Annotated in this window: 13 protein-coding genes and 1 pseudogene; 6 read left to right on the top strand and 8 right to left on the bottom strand. The window is 68.3% G+C overall.

Going from position 1 to position 14,161, the window contains the following annotated elements; translation table 11 throughout:
- Window positions 1–94: 94 nt before the first annotated feature.
- Window positions 95–1,747 (top strand): ISAzo13 family transposase, encoded by a 1,653-nt coding sequence (locus tag AC0QU1_RS05350; protein WP_483576634.1) that lies wholly within the window; start codon window positions 95–97, stop codon window positions 1,745–1,747.
- 3 nt (window positions 1,748–1,750) lie between these two features.
- A pseudogene (locus AC0QU1_RS05345) lies at window positions 1,751–2,653 on the top strand (IS3 family transposase); the annotation flags it as partial.
- 550 nt (window positions 2,654–3,203) lie between these two features.
- Here the strand turns inward: AC0QU1_RS05345 and AC0QU1_RS05340 are convergent.
- Complete coding sequence (locus AC0QU1_RS05340; RefSeq protein WP_483574941.1) at window positions 3,204–3,476, bottom strand: DUF6283 family protein; 273 nt, start codon at window positions 3,474–3,476, stop codon at window positions 3,204–3,206.
- Between the two features lie 386 nt (window positions 3,477–3,862).
- Here AC0QU1_RS05340 and AC0QU1_RS05335 point away from each other — a divergent pair, with 386 nt between their 5' ends.
- On the top strand, window positions 3,863–4,717 hold the full coding sequence (locus tag AC0QU1_RS05335) for a hypothetical protein (protein WP_483574940.1): 855 nt from the start codon (window positions 3,863–3,865) through the stop codon (window positions 4,715–4,717).
- A 170-nt stretch (window positions 4,718–4,887) separates the two neighbouring features.
- Here the strand turns inward: AC0QU1_RS05335 and AC0QU1_RS05330 are convergent, their stop codons facing one another.
- Window positions 4,888–5,151, bottom strand: coding sequence for a hypothetical protein (locus AC0QU1_RS05330; protein WP_483574939.1), 264 nt, complete (start codon window positions 5,149–5,151; stop codon window positions 4,888–4,890).
- A gap of 461 nt (window positions 5,152–5,612) precedes the next feature.
- Between AC0QU1_RS05330 and AC0QU1_RS05325 the strand changes: the two genes are divergently transcribed.
- Window positions 5,613–6,236 carry a GNAT family N-acetyltransferase gene (locus AC0QU1_RS05325; RefSeq protein ID WP_483574938.1) on the top strand — a complete coding sequence of 208 codons (624 nt, stop codon included), beginning with the start codon at window positions 5,613–5,615 and terminating at the stop codon, window positions 6,234–6,236.
- Window positions 6,237–6,265: 29 nt separating this feature from the next.
- Here the strand turns inward: AC0QU1_RS05325 and AC0QU1_RS05320 are convergent, their stop codons facing one another.
- From AC0QU1_RS05320 to AC0QU1_RS05295, 6 genes are all read right to left on the bottom strand, one after another.
- Window positions 6,266–6,886, bottom strand: a complete 621-nt coding sequence (locus AC0QU1_RS05320) for a hypothetical protein (protein WP_483574936.1) — start codon at window positions 6,884–6,886, stop codon at window positions 6,266–6,268.
- Window positions 6,883–9,285, bottom strand: a complete 2,403-nt coding sequence (locus AC0QU1_RS05315) for a hypothetical protein (RefSeq protein WP_483574934.1) — start codon at window positions 9,283–9,285, stop codon at window positions 6,883–6,885. The genes AC0QU1_RS05320 and AC0QU1_RS05315 overlap by 4 nt, the downstream gene beginning before the upstream one ends.
- Window positions 9,282–10,421: a tyrosine-type recombinase/integrase gene (locus AC0QU1_RS05310; RefSeq protein ID WP_483574933.1), complete on the bottom strand. Its 1,140-nt coding sequence runs from the start codon at window positions 10,419–10,421 to the stop codon at window positions 9,282–9,284. Before AC0QU1_RS05310 ends, AC0QU1_RS05315 begins: the two co-directional genes overlap by 4 nt.
- A 346-nt stretch (window positions 10,422–10,767) precedes the next feature.
- On the bottom strand, window positions 10,768–11,025 hold the full coding sequence (locus tag AC0QU1_RS05305) for a hypothetical protein (RefSeq protein ID WP_483574932.1): 258 nt from the start codon (window positions 11,023–11,025) through the stop codon (window positions 10,768–10,770).
- A gap of 109 nt (window positions 11,026–11,134) precedes the next feature.
- The gene (locus tag AC0QU1_RS05300) at window positions 11,135–11,587 is read right to left on the bottom strand and encodes a DUF6283 family protein (protein ID WP_483574930.1); all 453 of its coding nucleotides are present in this window, start codon (window positions 11,585–11,587) and stop codon (window positions 11,135–11,137) included.
- A gap of 393 nt (window positions 11,588–11,980) precedes the next feature.
- On the bottom strand, window positions 11,981–12,457 hold the full coding sequence (locus tag AC0QU1_RS05295; RefSeq protein WP_483616396.1) for a hypothetical protein: 477 nt from the start codon (window positions 12,455–12,457) through the stop codon (window positions 11,981–11,983).
- A 360-nt stretch (window positions 12,458–12,817) separates the two neighbouring features.
- On the opposite strand from AC0QU1_RS05295, the gene AC0QU1_RS05290 reads away from it, so the two are divergent.
- Both AC0QU1_RS05290 and AC0QU1_RS05285 read left to right on the top strand, forming a co-directional pair.
- Window positions 12,818–13,594, top strand: coding sequence for a DNA-methyltransferase (locus tag AC0QU1_RS05290; RefSeq protein ID WP_483576633.1), 777 nt, complete (start codon window positions 12,818–12,820; stop codon window positions 13,592–13,594).
- Window positions 13,595–13,625: 31 nt separating this feature from the next.
- A complete protein-coding gene (locus AC0QU1_RS05285) occupies window positions 13,626–14,159 on the top strand; it encodes a hypothetical protein (RefSeq protein WP_483574926.1) in 534 nt (177 codons plus the stop codon).
- The last annotated feature ends 2 nt before the right edge of the window (window positions 14,160–14,161 follow it).

Genomic DNA, 14,161 nt, shown 5'->3' with positions numbered 1-14,161 from the left:
CTGCGGTATTTCCGCTGGTCACAGGCGTGATAGATGCAGCGCTGTGCGGATTGCGGAGTCGGTTCTGGCGGTGCTCGGTGTGAAGTTCGCGGCGATGCTGCCTCACCTGGATGAGCGGCAGCGGCGTCTGTATCTGGCGTCGGAGGCCCGCGCGCTTGGGCATGGCGGGATCACGGCGGTGGCCGGGCTCGCGCAGGTCTCGTCCTCGACAGTCGTGCGCGGGCGCGATGAGCTCTCTGCCGGTGCGCCGGTGCTGGGCAGGGTTCGCCGTCGCGGCGGCGGGCGCAGATCAGCCGTCGAGCGTGACCCCGGACTGCTGCCGGCGCTCGAGGCGCTGATCGAGCCCCGTGAGATCGGTGACCCGGTCTCACCGCTGCGGTGGACGACGGCGTCGTTGCGGGACCTGGCTCGGGAGCTGACCGCTGCGGGCCATCCGGTCAGCGCCCCGGTCGTGGGCAGATTGCTGCGTTCGATGGGTTTTAGCCTCCAGGGCATGGCGAAGGTCCGCGCCGGCGCTCAGATCCCTGACCGCGACGCCCAGTTCCGGCACATCAATGCCACGGTCGGACGCTTCCTGGAGCAGGGTCTGCCGGTGGTGAGCGTGGACGCGAAGAAGAAGGAGCCCATCGGCGACTTCGCCCGCGCGGGGCGCACCTACCGTCCCAAGGGGCAGCCGATCACCGCACCCGACCACGACTTCGTCGGGCCCGACACCCCGATCGCGATCCCGTATGGCATCTACGACCTGGGTCGAGACGTCGGCTGGGTGAACGTGGGCACCGATCGCAACACCGCCGCGTTCGCGGTGGAGTCGATCCGCCGCTGGTGGTGCCAGAAAGGCCGCTGTGAGTACCCCGAGGCCACGCGCCTGCTGATTACGGCCGACTCCGGTGGAGCGAACTCTGCCGACTCCCACCTGTTCAAGAACGACCTGGCCGCGTTCGCCGACGAGTCGGGGCTGACGATCACCGTCCTGCACTTCCCGCCCGGGACCTCGAAGTGGAACAAGGTCGAGCACCGCCTGTTCTCCCGGATCACCCACGCGCTGCGCGGACGGCCGCTGACCAGCTACGAGGTCCTGCTCCAGAGCATCGCCGCCACCCGCACCGCCGCGGGACTGACGGTCGCGGCCGTCCTGGACGAGAATGACTACCCCACCGGACGCACGCTCACCAGGGACGAACGGACGGCGGTCCTGCGCCGAGTCCAGCGGGATGACTTCCACGGAGAGTGGAACTACACCATCGCGCCTCACGACCCGCAGCACGCATCGCCGGACGAGCCAGAACAGACGAGGACACCCCCGATCCCGGCCGAGGCGACCCGACTGCTCACGCATCCGGCACTGACGGGCATGTCACGCGACCAGTTCGACCGCCTCGTGACCGAACTTGAACCGTACCGCCGGGCCCTGGCCGAGGCCGAACGAGAGAAGCGACAGGGCGTCAACCGGCGCGGATACAACCCAGGCTTCGGCTTCCTCGACCATCGCCACCGCGTCCTGGCAGCCGTGCTCAGCCGCCGTAACACGGTCACCCTGACCCTGGCGGCCAAGCTGCTCGGCAGAGACCGCAACACGCTGAGCTACCACGCCCACCGAACCGCGCCGCTGCTGGCGTTCGCGACCGACGACGTCGCCGCGATCCTCGCCCAGCCGCGCAGGACCCACCCACCCCGCACGACCGAGGTCCTGCAGGCCGCGATCGCCGACTACGAGAACGGTCCAAATCCGGCAGTTGTTCGTTGACGGCTCCTGAGCCGCTTCCAGTTCGTCGCCGAGCACCACAGCGCCTACTCGGTGAAGCGGTTGTGCCTGGTCCTGGGCCTGAACCGGTCCAGCTACTACAAGTGGCAGGCCGGTGCGGCCGCCCGGGCGGCCAGGGCGGCCCAGGACGCCGCGCTGGCCGCCCGGATCCGCGTGCTGCACCAGGAGGATCCTGCGTTGGGGTCTCCTCGGGTGACGTCCGAGCTGCGCAAGGCCGACCCGCAGGCCGACCCGGTCAACCACAAGCGGGTCGCCCGGGTGATGCGTGAGCATTCGATTACCGGGATCGTCCTACGCAAGAAGGTGCGGACCACGGTCCCGGACCCGTCCGGGGTGAAGGTTCCTGACCTGATCAAGCGGGACTTCACTGCTCCAGCGCCGAACTGCAGGTATGTCGGCGACATCACCTACCTGCCCGTCGGTGGGGGCAAGTTCTTGTACCTGGCCACGGTGATCGATCTGTTCTCCCGCCGCCTGGCGGGCTGGTCGATCGCCGACCACATGCGCACCGAGCTGGTCGCCGACGCGCTGGAGGCTGCCGCGGCCGAGCGCGGCAGCCTCGCCGGAGCCGTGTTCCACTCCGATCACGGGGCCCAGTACGGTTCCCGGGACTACGCCGACTTCTGCGCGACGCTGCAGGTCACGCAGTCGATGGGTGCGGTCGGCACGAGCGCGGACAACGCCGCCGCGGAGTCGTTCAACGCGACCCTCAAACGCGAGCTGCTGGCCGGCAAGCCGTCGTTCGACGGCCCCCGCGCAGCACGGCTGGCCGTGTTCCGGTGGGCCACCCGCTACAACACCCGACGACCCCACTCCCGCCTGGGCAACCAGAGCCCGGCCGAGTACGAAAGGAACGTCCTGGCAGCTACGCTGCAGTCCGCCGCATGACCACACGATGACGTGTCCACTTTTCGGGGCGAAGGCCCGACGTCCGGCAGCTCGCGCGCCGGCTCACGCCGCGGCACGCCCAGGCTGCGCCCGATGGGACCCTGGTCCTGGCTCCAGAGCAGGTACTTCACACCGTCGGGTGTCTCCATCCCCGTTCACCTCCGATCTCGACCACATTGGTGGTGGGGACGGCATTGTCGGGGTTCTGTGCCGTCGGAGTCCGCTTCGACGATACGACCGGATCGAACATCTGTCGCACGCAACGACTCCGCGTGCTCGGATCGGTCGATGCCCGAGCACGACACGGCGACTGGCCTGGCCCGCTTCCTCCGCCCGGAAACCACGCCCGAGGCGGCGTCCGGGAGATCACCGGCGGAGACATCGCCCGCCGCGTCTGCGACGTCGCCACGACACGCTGCCGCCCCGGGACAGGGGCAGCGCCGGAACGGGAGTCGGCACGCGCCGTGTCACAGTCGGTTCGCAAAGGGCGGCCGCGTCCAGTCGGTGAGAGCGCCCCTGCCCTCGGGCCAGGTGGCGCCGTCGTGCGCTGCTATGGGGTGGTGGCTTGGCGCTGGCGGGCGGCGAGCTTGCGGGCCAGGCGTCGTGCCTCCGGGCCCGGGTCGCCGGCGTCGGCCATGCCGTGCGCGGCGGCTTCCTGCCCGGTGGCGAACAGGGGCACGTTCGTCGTGTACGCCACCAGCTCCCCGTGCTGGTCGAAGCTCAGCTCACCAGTCAGGACGGCGATCCGGGCGGCGAGGTTCTCGCCCATGTCATGGCAGGCCGCCCAGCCCGCGCAGATGCGCCCGTCCCGCTGGTAAATCACCGGTGCTATCAGGACTTCGCTGCTCGGAACGTGTGCGACGGACCGCACACGTTGTCGGTTGGCGATCAATGTCGGCTGGCGAGCGAATCGGACCACGAACGGATCGACGAAGTGGTCTGCCAGCGCCTTCGGCGCAGAGTCAAGATCGAGCTGGGCTGGTGTCACATCACGCCCGCACCAACGCACCGACATTTCACCCTCGGCCTACCTGATATATGCGAGTGCATTCTTTTGTGCGTCCGGTAAGAAAACAGCGGGTGAAGCAGCAGTGACATTCCGGGCTTTCTCCTGACGGCGGCGGATAGTGTGAAATTCCGGTTATCACATGGATGTCTGGAGTTTCAATGCGAAGAGATCGATATCTGAGCGCGGTCCTTGCCACGCTGGTGCTGGCGCTGGGACTGCCGAGCACAGTAGCCGCCGCGACGCCTGACACGACTGCCTCGACCGTCACTGATTTCTCCGACTGCACGGCCGCCGACGTCGAGGCGGGCGACTGTCTGCTGTGGGTCGCCCCGACGCCCCAGGAGGCGGACGTGGCAGCTGTGACCCAAGCTCTCGAGCGCGGACAGGCCGAGGCCGCTCACGCCTTCGTCGAGAAGCGAGCAAGCGTCGTCAGCGACGCCAAGCAAGAACAGCTGGAGTCGATCCTCAGCTCTGCCGAATCCGAGGTCCCGACCCAGTCGTCCCTCGCGGCGGGCCCGTGGGATCCGCCAGTCGGCGAGGTGTCGGGCTTCCTGCACATCATCAACGAGCCGGCCACCTACGGGTACTACAACACCGACGGTGAGCTGGTCACCGTCGGGCAGCTTCAGGTCCTGCTCTACTACAACCTTGAAGGTGCCCTGGAGTACTCCATCCAAGGTGACATCAGCATCGTCAGCGGGCCGGGCGTCGCTTTCCCGGTGTTCGAGTGCCGCACCGTTCACGAAGAGATCTGGCCCTTCCCCGAGGTCACGGTGTGGGACTGGCCCAACTGCCGCAACTACGCACAAAGGGACTACTACACCACCTTCCCAGCGAGCGTCCCGACCGAGAACTGGAGCGGCGGCACACCGGGAGAGACATACCACCCGGAGTACGAGATCAACTGGCGACCGCAGATTACCGGTGCTCCGTTGTTCGGGCTGATCCTGCAGGCGCACTCCTACCGGATCGAGAACCCGCCAGGGGTCCGACCCACCTGGATCCTGCCTGACGACGCAGCACACAACCCGACGCGCCTTGAGCGCGCCAGCTGAGCGCGCCGCCGACTGATCCACAGGACGAGTCATGGTGCACGGGCTTCGGGTGGGTATACGCCACCCGAAGCCCGTGCTTTTGCGAGTCCGTCTCCCTGCTCCTGATACGCCAGGAGGCACAGCGGTGTCGTGGAGAGCGTCGTGGAGCAGTCGACTGCCCTGTATCCGGTTCAGGCGTTCGCTTGTCGAAGCAGTTCCAGATCGCGATGCATCTGAGCCCGCCGTTGCGGCGTGAGGAAATCGAACTGGGTGCGGCGCAGCTGCAGCGCCATCGCGGCATCGCAATCGAACAGAGCCATGAGTGCCGCATCCGGATCACTGCTCTGCAGCGCCTCTAGGAACTCAGCAAACCGGTCGGGCAGATCGAGCACGATCGAGGTGTACTGCGCCGTCCACTGGTTGCGGCGCGTCTCGTCCTCGGAACTGGCTGCCATCACAACTCCTCGTGAGATCGACCGGCCGGCGCGACATCTGGACGCGCGGCGGTGGCTCGCCCTGCCAAGCCTAGCGCCGAAGCAAACCCCGTACCGAGAAGCTCGCAGCAATCCTTGGGTCAGTTCCGATCCCAGCGAACTGACCACCGCCGTGAAAATCGACATTCCGCTCGGACAGTGATCTGGGACATCGCAACGATGCCATGGCTCCGCCTCCGCCCGCGGCGTATCCCTCGCCACGGCGCGCTCCAATAGCCCGTCGCTCGGGCCATCCACGCGCTCAAGCCGGTCCGCGGTACGGCGAGCTCTCGCCCACCGACGCACCTCGAGAACTCTGCTCGCCTGGTTCCGCGAACTTCTTCTGGAGAGCCCGGAAATCACTCGACCAACCCGGCGAAGTCATGCAGGCTCGGCTTCATGTCGCCGAACTGAGCAGCATCCCTCTTACACGCCCTTCGCGCGTGTCGACGATCGGAATCCTGATGACCTTCACGGTGCGCCGCTACGCAGATTCGGACGAGCCCGGCTGGTTGCGGTGCCGCGCTCTGGCCTTCCTCGATACCCAGTACTACGACGACGTCAAACCACGTCGGACCAGATTCGACCTGCCCGCCGCCTGCCTTGTGGCTACTTCAGACGACGGGACGATCATCGGGCTGCTGGATATAGAGGTCGATGGCGACGCGGCGACGATCGATACCGTCGCCGTGCATCCGGACCACACGCGCAACGGCATCGCGACTGCCCTTCTCACAGCAGCCGTTCCGCACGCATGGGAATTGGGAGCGACATCGATCGACGCCTGGACTCGCGAGGACACGGCAGCCAATGCCTGGTACCAGCGCTCCGGGTTCGCAGAGAACTTCCGCTATCTGCACGTCTACAAGAACGCCGACGAGCCCGCTGACGAGTTCACATCGCCAGACGGACTGTCCGCACCGATGTCCGCGTTCATGCACGCGGACATCTCCCTCGAAGCGCAGATGCGGGCACGGTTCTCCCGCGTATACGTGTGCCGACAGTACCTGCGCCGCCTTGGCGATCTACCCGAGAATCCTGCACGGTCGGAAGCCATCTTGGGATAGATAGGTACCAGATAGACGAGCACGCTCGACTACTTCTTGCGGTCGTTGAAGAGTTGCTGGCGCAACAGCACCTCGTTCTCCTTCGTGGCGGTGAGGTCGCGCACGAGCTGGCGGTTGACCTCGTTGGCGGCGGTGAGCTCGCCGGCGATGCTCTCGTGAAGTTCGCGCTCGCGCGTGAGCTGCTCCTGGGCGGTCATGAGCTGGACCCGCAGTTCGGTGAGCTCTTGACGAAGCTGCTCAGCCTCGGCCGCGCTGACCATGGCGCCAGCCTGCCCGAGGTGGTTGTGCGCAGAGCGAAGCGCCCGGGCAAGCTGGCTACGCAGTTCGGCGACCTGCGCCTGCGTGTCTAGCAGCCGCGCCTTCAGGGCCGCTTCGTTGGCTCGATGCTGCGCGTGAGCAGCGACCGCGTGGCCGGTCGGCCGCCAGTTCTCGTCGCGGACGTGTCGGAACTCTTCGAGCAGGTCCGGGTTGCGACGGATGGTGTCGGGGTGGACGCGGGCTTCCCGGGCGAGTGACCTGAGGGTGATCCTCGCCCCTTCGCGCTGCATGGTCAGCAGGGCTTGTGCGATGCGGCGACGATTGGCAGCAGCCCGGGCCTTCTGACTGGTGACCATGGCGCCCCACGCCGGCGTGACAGCGGCACCCGTCATGGCGGCTCGGTCCCACCGAGGTTGATGCCACCGTTGCGAGCCCGGTCGCGGAACTCGCGGACGATCTGAGCCGCGGCCAGGACCTTCCCGCGCTCGTCCGCGGGGAGCGTGTCCAGATGCCTCTGGAGCTCGTGGAGCTTCCTGCGCCAGCCTTCGCGGCGCGCGACAAGCACCGCCTCGTGATGCGGCCTCAGGTCCGACTCAGGTGCCGCGCGAAGGCGAGCGAGCGTCATGTTGATGGTGTGGATCTCGCTCTTCATGTCCGGCATGTTGCTGGGATCAGCCACGTAGTGAGCGCAGTCGAAGCACATGCGGTCGTACTCGCATCCGGCGTTGCCGAGGTCCAGGACCGCTGGGTTGTCGCAGTCGTTGGTTCCCATGTCGCGCGTGGGCTGGCTGGGGACCGGCAGCTTGTGCGGCTCGCCGGTCTGCCCGAACCAGCCGATGCGGTGCCGTGCCAGCAGGTCCACCGCCTCGCGGAGCCGTTGTGCGTTGACGCGGACATAGGAGTCGATGGTGGTCTGGACGTTCGCGTGGTCGGCGAGCTCCTGGACGATGAAGATGTCCACGCCGAGGTTGACCAGGTGTTGCAGGTAGGTGTGGCGAAACAGGCGCATCTGGACCAGGTCGGCGTTGATCCGACGCTCTCCGAGGTCGGTGCCGGGGATGCCGACACACGGGTACCGGCCGGCGAGCTCGGGCCATCCGGGCCCCAGCGCGTCGAACCGGGATGGCAGCGTCGGACGCCACGGGTCACCACTCTGCTCGTCCTTCAATGGGCGCGACCCCGGGTCGCGGAACAGCAGCACCGCGTCCAGGTCGCTCGGGCAGTACTTCGAGCTAACAGCCCGGGCTCGGCACGCGCCGACATAGTCGACCAGGCCGTCGGCCGCCTGTGGCTCGAGCGGGTAGGACACCCCGCCCACGCGCACGCTCCGGTCTCGGACATCGCCGGCCGTGACCAGGATCAGGTCCTCGATGCTGCGCCCGGTGGCGCGGTGCAGGTGGGCGATCACGATCGCCTGCTCCAGCAGGGTCAGCCACCGGCGGAACATCGCGCCCAGCGTCATGGGGTCGATCGGCTTGGTGCCGTGCCGGTTGAGCTGTCGCGCGGGGAACAACGCCAGCTCGCTCACCGGGGTGTTCGGGTAGTGCTCGCGCAGCACCACCAGCCAGTCCCTTGTCTGCCGCGCGGCGTGTGCGTCCACGGGGAGCCAGACGTGCGTGCGTCCGGACTTGAAGTTGTCGTAGAGCAGCTCGGCGGAGCCTTCGTCGCCTGCGCGTAGCCGGTCGGCGGGAAGTCGGGCGAGTTCTTCGGGCCGTCGGCCGAACTGGCTGGCCAGGCAGACGTAGGACCGGAAGAGCTTTCCGTGGAACTCGTTCGTGGCGACCGACTCGGCCAGGCGCAGCGCCCGCTCGCCCAGGACGTCGTCGGTGCCCAGCAGCGTGCGCAGCGTCGCCATCGGGATGGACCTGTCCCCGTCCATGCGGACCGGCCCGGTCCGCAGGTGCTCCTTGGGCCGGACCTGGAACTGCCAGGACAGGCGGTGTCGTTCCAGCAGCCCGAGCTCACGTGCCCCGTTCAGGACGCTGCCCAGGTCCCTCAGCAGCTGCGTGACTCGCTGGTCGGAGTAGGCGGGCATCCCGTACAGGGTGGTCGCGTAGGACATCATCGTCGCTGCCGACAGCCTGCCCGGTGCCATTCCCCGGTCGGTTCGGGTGTTCAGGTAGCGGCTGAGCACGATGACGGCGCCGCACCATCGCTGGACTGCCTGCTCGGTCGAGCTTCCCACCCGGACCCGCAGCACCTCCGTGGCCAGGTCCCGCAGCCACGGCTGGGTGATGTCACCCAGGCGCATTGCGCTGTTAGTCAACGAGCCGGGCTTGACGACGGCGAACCGGACCTCGTCCCGCAACCACTCGGTGGCCGGATCCGCGCCCGCCAGCTCCAGCCGGTTCACCCAGCGCCGCAGCACCGGGCCGGCAAGACGCGGCATCGACGTCGTGTCGATCTCGGTGAGCGACCCGACGGCGAGCTGCACGGCGCGGCGGGCGATCGATCGGGCCACACTCGGGTTCGCGCTGTTACCCGCGCTTTCGTCGGTGCCGATGCCGACCAGCATCTCGACCCGGGCCCGGTAGGTCAGGCCGGCCAGGTCGACCGACCGGTCGAGCATCTGCTTGCCCCACGAGGTGGGATCCTCGGCCAACCACGTGAACGACTGGTCGACCGCGTTCCAACGCTCCTGCACGAACGCCTCGAGCCGGTCGGTGACCAGCGCGCGAAACCAGCGCTCGCCAGCCAGATCACCAGCCCACTGCGTGAGCGAGCCCTCGTGCGGGACCACATCCGGTGCGTCGTCGCGCACCTCGACCAGCCGGATCGGTCGACGGATCACCAGGCACCGCCGATCTTCTGCTGGCGCCACTGTCCCAGACGGGTCACGGCCTCCCCGAGGGTGGACATCAGCGAGTGCGTGTAGACCTGGGTGGACTGCGGTGACCGGTGGCCCAGCAGGTGCTGGATGGCCACCGTGGGCACGCCGGCGTCGGCGAGCTCGGACGCGAAGGTGTGCCGCAGCAGGTGCGGCGTGACGAACCCCAAGCCCTCGACCGTCTTCATCCGCTCGGTCCAGCGGGACCCGAGGCCGTTCACCGTCAGCGGGCGACCACGGGTGGGCCCCGCGAGCGACACCAGCACGTAAGCGCACTCGATGAAGCCCGGCTCGTTGTCGTAACACCACGCCGCCCAATCGCGATACGCGGTCATGACCCGCCCGGTCAGAGGCACCACCCGCTCGTACCGGGACTTGGTCCGCGCACCGTTCGGGTTGACGCGCTGACGGACATGTAGATGCGGACCGCCCGATGGCACCGAGCACCCGAACACGGCCGCTACCTCGGGGCTGGTGCACATGTCCTCGACCCGCAGCCCGACCGCCTCGCCGCGGCGCAAGCCCGCGCCATACAGCAGCTCCAGCACTAGGCGGTCGCGTGGGTGGAACGACTGCGCCAGAAGGATCTGGGCCTGGTCAGGGCTGAGCCGGTCCGCGGTCCGCTTCTGCGTCCTGCGCGGCGGTCTGAAGGCCAGGATCGACCTGCCCGTCGCCAGGCTCACCCGCCCGTTCGCCAGCGCCCACCCGTAGTACTGCTTGATGTGCACGCACCGCAGCGCGATCGTCGAGGCGGCACGGCGCCGCGGGTCACCCGGGAGTGCCCGCACCACGCTCGCCAGGCCCAGCCCCTTGGGCACCGACTGCAGGTCGGTGACGAACTGCGCGAGCTGACGGGCATCGCACGACGACGGGTCCACGCCCTTGACCGTGCACCAGTCCCACCACCAGGCCAGGGAGTCCGCCAACGCTCGCAGCGTGTTCGGCGAGTCCGTCGCCACCGCGCGCTCCAGCAACCAGTCGCTCGGATCATGGACGCGCTCAAGCCGATCAGGAGCACGCCGGACGAGAAGATAGGCGTCGGCACCCGGCGCCCGGTCGAACCGGGCCGAGTACACCAGCGCGCCCTCACGGCCTGCCACATTCTGAACGTAGAACGCGCGACTCACCCACGTGTGCGACACGCCGAAGGTTCTCGTCGCAGACTCCCGACCTTGCGCCCCTTCGCCTACGTGTGCAACCCCCACTAGTGGGACGAGAACGGGCCCAAACAGGGCTCCAAATACTGTCCGTCCTCACCTCCGTAGCCAAGTGGGGAACAGGGAGCCCGGCCGATCTGGTGTCTTGGCGTCGCAAGCCAGGTAGGAGGCGTACTCGTCGCGACGCCACAACCCATGGGGCGCTTCACGCCGATACAGGCGCGACTTGCACAGATTCTTGGCCATGAGCGGCGCGGGTCGATCGTTCACGCATACTCCAACGAGCGTCTCAGCCGTCACTGTGCCGTCGCCGGGCCTCGTTGAGGCGGTATAGGAGTTCGTCGACCTGTGCACGCTCGTCGGCACTGAGCCTGTTGTCGGCAGTCAACCGCCAGTCATCGTCCGGGCTGTCGCGCCGGACACGCAGGGGCCATGAGCCCCAGAACGACTGCAACTGGTCGGCCCACCGGTTCATCATATGCTCGGTGGCGTGGGTCTGGATAACGGGGCCCTCGACGAGTACACCCCACAGTTCGGTGTTTGCCATGAACCGCCTCTCGTCGATGCTCGTCAGGCTGGTCAGAAGCGATCGTACGCAGGACTCGCCTGGTCAGACCTGGCGTCCTGCGAGTCGGATGACGTTTCGTCACCGGCGGCTAGTGGCCCGAGAATCCGCCAGTACCAGCAGCGTATGCGGCGAACCCATCGGCGCGGCACGCTCCAGCGGCCGGTCCAGAGCGCGCCGCGTGAGAACCGAGCCATCGACGCCCAGAGCACGGGCGAACTGGGCCGAGTACACCAGCGCGCCCCCGCGGCCTGCCACGTTCCGAACGTAGAAGGCTCGCAGCGTCAACGTGTGCGGCACGCCGAGGACCGTTGTCGCAGAAGCCAAACCCGACCCATGTGCCTACGTCTGCGACCCCCTGCGGAGAGCAGTACATAACCTGGTGACACAGGAACAACTGGCCCGGCTGGTCTCGCGTGGCCGTGTCGTACCGGGGCAGCTTCTCGTACTCCGAGGCGTCCCAGACCCCGGACGGGACATCGCGCCGGTAGGGGCAGGAACCGCACGGGCTCTGCGCCGGCAGCGGCTCGGGAAGGTTGCTCATGCACGCTCCGCAGGACCGACGACACCGTGGGCAGGGCCGGCTCCACGTCGCGACTCGCCGCTGGCCTGCACGACAGGACACTACCGAACGCAGCGCACCCGGTCGCCAGGTCTCGGACGCTGCAACGATGCGACGGTGCGAGGCCCCGGGGTGGGTCGAGACCTTGCCGATGGCCTTGGTGATCTACTGCCGTTCGTTCGCATCGGACCTCATGGCCAGCAGCACCGGTTCGGGCAGCCGGGGTGCCTCGGCCACGGTGGCGGCCTCCCGCGACCTCACGGCAGCCCGTGACCATCGCCGGTTCTTACGAGAGACAGCCCTCGCGATACGTCACACATCGCGAGGTCTCTCTCACGACATGAGCGGTGGTCCTGTGTGGACGTCTCCTCGCCGTCAGTACTGCAAGCGTGCGAGCGCGGCGTCCAGACGACGGAGCAATATGTCGGCCCATGGTTCTGGGCTGCCGTGTTCGGCGTCAGTGTCGAGTCCGTCCACGGACGCTTTGACGTCGGCGACGAACCTCAGGTGCTGGTTCGCGATGCTCCACAGCCAGGCGAGGTCGACGTCGTCGGGCGACGCATCGACGCGCGCCCTGAGGGTGCGCAGCCGCCCGGCCGGCGAGCCGGGACCGGTTGCGCTGTCCGGTCCGGTGTCGGCATCGACCGGTGTCCATGCCTTCTCCAGCGTCACCGCGCTGATCGTGCTCTCGCGTCCGACCGCTGCGGGGTTGCCCGGGTGGGCGATGTTCCTCACGCGGAACGACATCCCGGCAACGCCGTCGGCCCGGCCGATGATCTGGATCGTCCGTCCAGCCTCTTGCGGGTGCTTCGTCCTGGTGACGAAACGCCGCCCGATCCACTTCCGTGCCATCGGCCCACTCTCTCTCATCCGCCGTACGAGGTGTGAGGTCATTCTGCCGCTTCGCTGCCGTCTTTCTGGTCGGCCTCCTCGTCGACGCCGGCGGCTCGCAGGATCGTGGCCATCGTCGTCGTGTCGGCGACGCCGCGTAGCGGCACCGGGCTGAGCCGTCGATGATGACGAGCCCTCTGCCACAGCCTGGAAGGCGTAGATCGCGACCCCCAGTGACCGGCGCACCTCTGGGTGCGGCGCGGACGCCTCCGTGGGGGTGGCGGGTCACCTTGCGGGTATGACAGCTTCTCGTGCCCGGCCCGTGCCGCCGACCGCACCCCGTCCTCGTCGCGCCGTACCAGGGGCGGGGTCGTGAGCCGGATGGAACCGTACTTCAGTGATCAGGACGTGACGCTGTACCTGGGTGACGCGTTCGAGGTCCTGCCCCAGCTCGGGTCGTTCGACCTGGTGGTGACCGACCCGCCCTACGGCGAGACGAACCTGGGCTGGGACGTCTACCCCACCGGATGGCCCCACCTGGTCGCCGGGCACACCAGGAGCATGTGGTCGTTCGGGTCGATGCGGATGTTCCTGGACCACTGGGCCGACTTCACCGACTGGCGCCTGTCCCACGACGTCGTCTGGGACAAGGGCCGGGCCACCAGCCCCGCGGTCGACCGGTTCCGGCGCGTGCACGAGCACATCCTGCACTTCTACCAGGGCGCGTGGCGCGACCTGTACCACCAGGCACCCCGGGTTCGGCAGCACCGGCCCGGGCGTCAGGCCCACGCCACCACCCGACACACCGGGCCCACCACTCACAGCGGGTACGGGCCCTCCACCTGGGTGGAGACCGGTACCCGCCTGGTCGAGTCCGTCCTGTACGCACCGAAGAACCGCACCGGGACCATCAACCCGACCGAGAAACCCGTGGGCGTCCTGGAGCTCCTGATCAGCTACGCCTGCCCACCCGGCGGCAGAATCCTGGACCCGTTCGCCGGCTCCGGCTCCACCGGCGTCGCCGCCCGGCACACCGGGCGGTCCGCGGTCCTGATCGAGGCCCGCGAGGAGCAGTGCGAGACCACCGCCAGGCGCCTGTCCCAGGGCGTATTGGACCTGGACGAAACCCCTGAGCATCGACCTACCGACGGGCCGTGAGCGGGGCGGGCGTAGCCTCTGGGCTGTGCCCGTGTCGTTCGGATCAGGTGGTCGTGGTCAGTGGTGGGCGCTGCTCGCAGGGATCACGGTTCTCGGCGTGCTCGAGGCGGCGGTCCTGCATTGGATCGCCGCGGCCTTCCTTCCGTGGCCGGCGGCGCTCGTCGTCGACGTGGTCGTCGGCGGGCTCACGCTCGCGCTGCTCCTGGCGTTCGCCTCTGCGCTGTGGTCGCGCCACCGCCTCACGGCGGACGTGCTCCGGCTGCGGCTCGGGTGGGTCACCACTGTCGACGTCCCCCTGGACGACGTGAAGTCGGCCGGCCAGTACCTGCCGACCGCGACCCGGCCGGCCGAGTTGGGCGCCGGCTTCGACGCCGCCACCGGGCGGGTGTCCCTGGTGCGCTCAGCGGCCTCCCCTCTGGTGCTGCTCGGCCTGTCGCGTCCGGTCCCCGCACGGGTCCAGCTCTTCAAGCGTGCCGAGGCCACGTCGGTGCTCGTGGGGGTGGACGACGCCGACGCGATGATCGCCGCCCTACCGAGCCGCGCCGACGGCAGCCATCGCACCTGAGC

It is taken from the genome of Promicromonospora noduliphila (assembly GCF_056951025.1).
This window is presented reverse-complemented; position numbering and strand designations above follow the sequence as displayed.

Coding starts and splice junctions, on each gene's coding strand:
- AC0QU1_RS05350 (WP_483576634.1), top strand. CDS start 95: ATGCTGCCTCACCTGGATGAGCGGCAGCGGCGTCTGTATCTGGCGTCG.
- AC0QU1_RS05330 (WP_483574939.1), bottom strand. CDS start 5,151: ATGGCAGCCAGTTCCGAGGACGAGACGCGCCGCAACCAGTGGACGGCG.
- AC0QU1_RS05320 (WP_483574936.1), bottom strand. CDS start 6,886: ATGACGGGTGCCGCTGTCACGCCGGCGTGGGGCGCCATGGTCACCAGT.
- AC0QU1_RS05305 (WP_483574932.1), bottom strand. CDS start 11,025: ATGGCAAACACCGAACTGTGGGGTGTACTCGTCGAGGGCCCCGTTATC.
- AC0QU1_RS05300 (WP_483574930.1), bottom strand. CDS start 11,587: ATGAGCAACCTTCCCGAGCCGCTGCCGGCGCAGAGCCCGTGCGGTTCC.
- AC0QU1_RS05295 (WP_483616396.1), bottom strand. CDS start 12,457: ATGGCACGGAAGTGGATCGGGCGGCGTTTCGTCACCAGGACGAAGCAC.
- AC0QU1_RS05290 (WP_483576633.1), top strand. CDS start 12,818: ATGGAACCGTACTTCAGTGATCAGGACGTGACGCTGTACCTGGGTGAC.